The following is a 3,951-nucleotide window of genomic DNA, read 5'->3' as shown; positions in this document are numbered from 1 at the left end:
TTTACTACGCGTCTCGTGGGCTCGGAGATGGGTATAAGAGACAGGGCACGCACGACGCGGGCGCCCGACCTTCCGGTCGGGCGCCCGCTTCAGCAATTCAGGGTGTGTCAGTACCGGGAGACGCTCCGGCGACGACCCACGCCGGCCACCAGGGCCACGGCGATGGCGGCGAACAGGACCTGCAGCAGCAGCTCCCGCCAGTCGATGCCGGCGGTGTCGGCGAAGCCCGAGGCGCGGGCGACGATCGTGCCGAGCAGCGCGGCGCCGACGCCGATCAGCATGTGCAGCCACATCGGCATGTTCTGACGGCCCGGTACGACCAGGCGGCCCAGAGCGCCGACGATGAGACCAACGATGAGCGCGGTGATGATGCCCCAGACGGTGAGCTCCACGGTCGCTCCTCCTTCAGTAATCGAGTCACACGCTGTCGTGTGTTTCCTGCCGTCACCGCCAATTGCCCGACCGGCCGAAAACCCAAACCGACTCGGGTGACGAAGGCATCCTGGGGGTCGAATCCGTGGAATATTTCGCGGTGCGGCCGCACCTGGACACAATGCGGAACGGGCGCCCGACCTGCCGGTCGGGCGCCCGTTTCGGCAGTTCAGGCTGGGTCAGTAGCGGGAGACGCTGCGGCGACGACCCACGCCGGCCGCCACCAGGGCCACGGCGATGGCGGCCACCACGACCTGGACCAGCAGTTCCAGCCAGTCGATACCGGCGGTCTCGGTGGCGATGCCCAGCGCCCGGGCGATGACCGTACCGAGCAGCGCGGCGCCGATACCGATCAGCATGTGCAGCCACATCGGCATGTTCTGGCGACCCGGAACGACCAGGCGGCCCAGAGCGCCGACGATGAGACCAACAACGATGGCGGTGATGATGCCCCACACGGTGAGCTCCACGGTCGCCCTCCTTCTTCAGAAGTTTCACACGGTGTCGTGTGGTTCCTGTCGTGACCGCTAAGTGCCCGAGCGACCGGAAATCCAAACCGAGTCAATCTGCCGGACGTCGTGCAAGGTCGATGTCCGGGCCGCGCGTCGGTTCGGGCAGCAGGCGACACCCCGCAGGTGGGAGCGGGTGCCGGCCGACCCGACGACGGCGTCCGGGACGGGAGAAATTCATCGACGGTACGACCACGAACGGCGGCGCCCCGCGCGGAGGACCCGGGTGCGGGTCGCTCCGGCGGGGCGCCGGCCGTGCTGGGGTGACGCGAGCGGGGCTACTTCTTGCCGGGGGCCTTGCCGTCCCCGGAGTCGGAGGAGAGCGCGGCGATGAAGGCCTCCTGCGGCACCTCCACCCGGCCGACCATCTTCATCCGCTTCTTGCCTTCCTTCTGCTTCTCCAGCAGCTTGCGCTTCCGGCTGATGTCACCGCCGTAGCACTTGGCGAGCACGTCCTTGCGGATCGCCCGGATGGTCTCCCGGGCGATCACGCGGCTGCCGATGGCGGCCTGGATCGGCACCTCGAACTGCTGGCGGGGGATCAGGTTGCGCAGCTTCGCCGCGATGGTGACGCCGTAGTTGTACGCCTTGTCCTTGTGCACGATCGCGCTGAACGCGTCCACCGGCTCGCCGTGCAGCAGGATGTCGACCTTGACCAGCTCGGAGGCCTGCTCGCCGGATGGCTCGTAGTCCAGCGAGGCGTAGCCCTTGGTGCGGCTCTTGAGCTGGTCGAAGAAGTCGAAGATGATCTCCGCGAGGGGCAGGGTGTAGCGCAGCTCCACCCGGTCCGCGGAGAGGTAGTCCATGCCGAGCAGGCTGCCCCGGCGACCCTGGCACAGCTCTATGACGGCGCCGACGTAGTCGTTCGGGGTGAGCACGGTGGCCCGGACGACGGGCTCGTACACCTCGGCGATCTTGCCGGTCGGGTACTCGCTCGGGTTGGTCACCACGATCTCCTGGCCGTCCTCGGTGATGGCCCGGTAGACCACGTTCGGCGCGGTGGAGATCAGATCGAGGTTGTACTCGCGCTCCAGCCGCTCCCGGATGATCTCCAGGTGCAGCAGGCCGAGGAAGCCGCAGCGGAAGCCGAAGCCCAGCGCCCCCGACGTCTCCGGCTCGTAGTCGAGCGCGGCATCGTTGAGCTTGAGCTTGTCCAGCGCCTCGCGCAGGTTCGGGTAGTCCGACCCGTCGATCGGGTAGAGGCCCGAGTAGACCATCGGCTTCGGGTCCTTGTAGCCGCCGAGGGCCTGGGCCGCCGGCCGCGAATTGATGGTGACGGTGTCACCCACCCGGGACTGGCGGACGTCCTTCACTCCGGTGATCAGGTAACCCACCTCGCCGACGCCGAGTGCGTCGGCCTTCACCATCTCCGGCGAGATGACGCCGATCTCCAGCAGCTCGTGCACCGCGGCGGTGGACATCATCTTGATCCGGTCGCGCGCGCTGATCCGCCCGTCAATCACCCGGACGTAGGTGACCACGCCCCGGTAGACGTCGTACACCGAGTCGAAGATCATCGCCCGGGCCGGGGCGTCGGCGTCGCCGACCGGGGGCTGGAACTGCCGGACGATCTCGTCCAGCAGGTACGGCACGCCCTCGCCGGTCTTGCCGGAGACCCTGATGCAGTCCGCCGGGTCGCCACCGATCAGGTGGGCGAGCTCCTCGGCGTACTTCTCGGGCTGGGCGGCCGGCAGGTCGATCTTGTTGAGCACCGGGATGATGCGCAGGTCGTTCTCGAGCGCCAGGTAGAGGTTGGCCAGGGTCTGCGCCTCGATGCCCTGTGCGGCGTCGACCAGCAACACGGCTCCCTCGCAGGCGGCCAGCGACCGGGACACCTCGTACGTGAAGTCGACGTGCCCCGGCGTGTCGATCATGTTGAGCACCGCGTGCTCACCGGCCCGCTCACCCTCGCGGATGGTCCACGGCATCCGGACGGCCTGGCTCTTGATCGTGATGCCGCGCTCGCGCTCGATGTCCATCCGGTCCAGGTACTGGGCACGCATCTGCCGGGGGTCGACCACGCCGGTGAGCTGCAACATCCGGTCGGCCAGGGTCGACTTCCCGTGATCGATGTGGGCGATGATGCCGAAGTTCCGGATGCGACCGGGGTCGGTGGCACCAGGAGCATTCGCGCCGGGATCGAGCTTCGGTGGCACAGCGGTCCGTTCTGGTCGGCTGACGTGAGGGGGCCGGCACGCGCCGGCCCCCTCTATGCTCCCACGTCGCTCCGGACGCGGTCCGATCACTCCTGGCTGCCGTCGAAGGCCCGATCGGTCACTCCGCCGGCGGCTCGACGAAGAGGGCGGCGAGCCGGGGCAGCCGGCGACGCGCCTCCTCGTCGTCGTCGAAGTCCCAGAAGTCGTTCAGATCGGGCACCGGCACCGGGTCGCGGTCCGCCGGCAGGTCGGCCGCGGTGGCCTTCCGGTACGCCTCCCAGGGCACCGCGAGCATGTCCTCGCACTCGAACTCCTCGCCGCTGAGCGCGGCGGCCCGCACGCGGGGCAGCTCGGCGAGGGAGTCGGGGGCGGCGACCGCCCGGGCGAACACCGCCCGGCCCTGGGTCATCAGCCAGCCACGGAAGTACTCGAAGCCGTCGCCGGAGGCGCCCCCGTTGATCAGATAGGCCGCGCCCCACAGGTCCACCCGGTAGGACGCCGCGAGCACCCGCCGCTGGTGGTGGGCGTACTCGACGATGTCGTCCGGGTCCCGCTCGGCCAGCAGGGCGACCGCCCGGGCGGCGATGGCGTCGGGCTCTCCCCCGCCGCCCTCCCGGGCCCGGTCGATCAGCTGCCAGAAGTCGTCGGTCCGCATGGCTGGCAGTCTGGCAGAGCCGACCGACACCCGACCGCCGGCACGACCGGGCGGGCACCGTCGGGCAGCATGGGCGGGTGCCCGCGATCTCGCTGCCCCCGGTGCCGTACGACGCCACCGCCGTGCGCCCCGCCTGGGCGGCGCTGCCGGCCGGCCTGCGGGACGCGGTCGCGGGGCGGCTCGGCGGCCCGCGACCGCG

Annotated in this window: 4 protein-coding genes; all 4 read right to left on the bottom strand. The window is 69.9% G+C overall.

The window, feature by feature from the left end:
- Positions 1-107: 107 nt before the first annotated feature.
- The 4 genes from DKT69_RS35440 to DKT69_RS35425 all read right to left on the bottom strand — a co-directional run bounded on the left by DKT69_RS35440 (position 108) and on the right by DKT69_RS35425 (position 3,752).
- On the bottom strand, positions 108-392 hold the full coding sequence (locus DKT69_RS35440) for a GlsB/YeaQ/YmgE family stress response membrane protein (RefSeq protein ID WP_089013026.1): 285 nt from the start codon (positions 390-392) through the stop codon (positions 108-110).
- 219 nt (positions 393-611) lie between these two features.
- Positions 612-902 (bottom strand): GlsB/YeaQ/YmgE family stress response membrane protein, encoded by a 291-nt coding sequence (locus tag DKT69_RS35435; RefSeq protein ID WP_109805730.1) that lies wholly within the window; start codon positions 900-902, stop codon positions 612-614.
- Positions 903-1,219: 317 nt separating this feature from the next.
- A complete protein-coding gene (lepA, locus tag DKT69_RS35430) occupies positions 1,220-3,097 on the bottom strand; it encodes a translation elongation factor 4 (RefSeq protein ID WP_109805729.1) in 1,878 nt (625 codons plus the stop codon).
- Between the two features lie 118 nt (positions 3,098-3,215).
- Positions 3,216-3,752, bottom strand: coding sequence for a DUF4240 domain-containing protein (locus DKT69_RS35425; RefSeq protein WP_109805728.1), 537 nt, complete (start codon positions 3,750-3,752; stop codon positions 3,216-3,218).
- Positions 3,753-3,951: the final 199 nt, after the last annotated feature.

The sequence above is a fragment of the Micromonospora sicca genome (genome assembly GCF_003172935.1).
Lineage (GTDB): Bacteria > Actinomycetota > Actinomycetes > Mycobacteriales > Micromonosporaceae > Micromonospora > Micromonospora sicca.
The sequence above is the reverse complement of the archived record's forward strand: the minus strand, read 5'-3'. Positions and strand labels throughout refer to the sequence as shown.

Bases quoted from the DNA above. Each gene is read 5' to 3' on its own strand.
- DKT69_RS35425 (WP_109805728.1), bottom strand. From the start codon at position 3,752: ATGCGGACCGACGACTTCTGGCAGCTGATCGACCGGGCCCGGGAGGGC.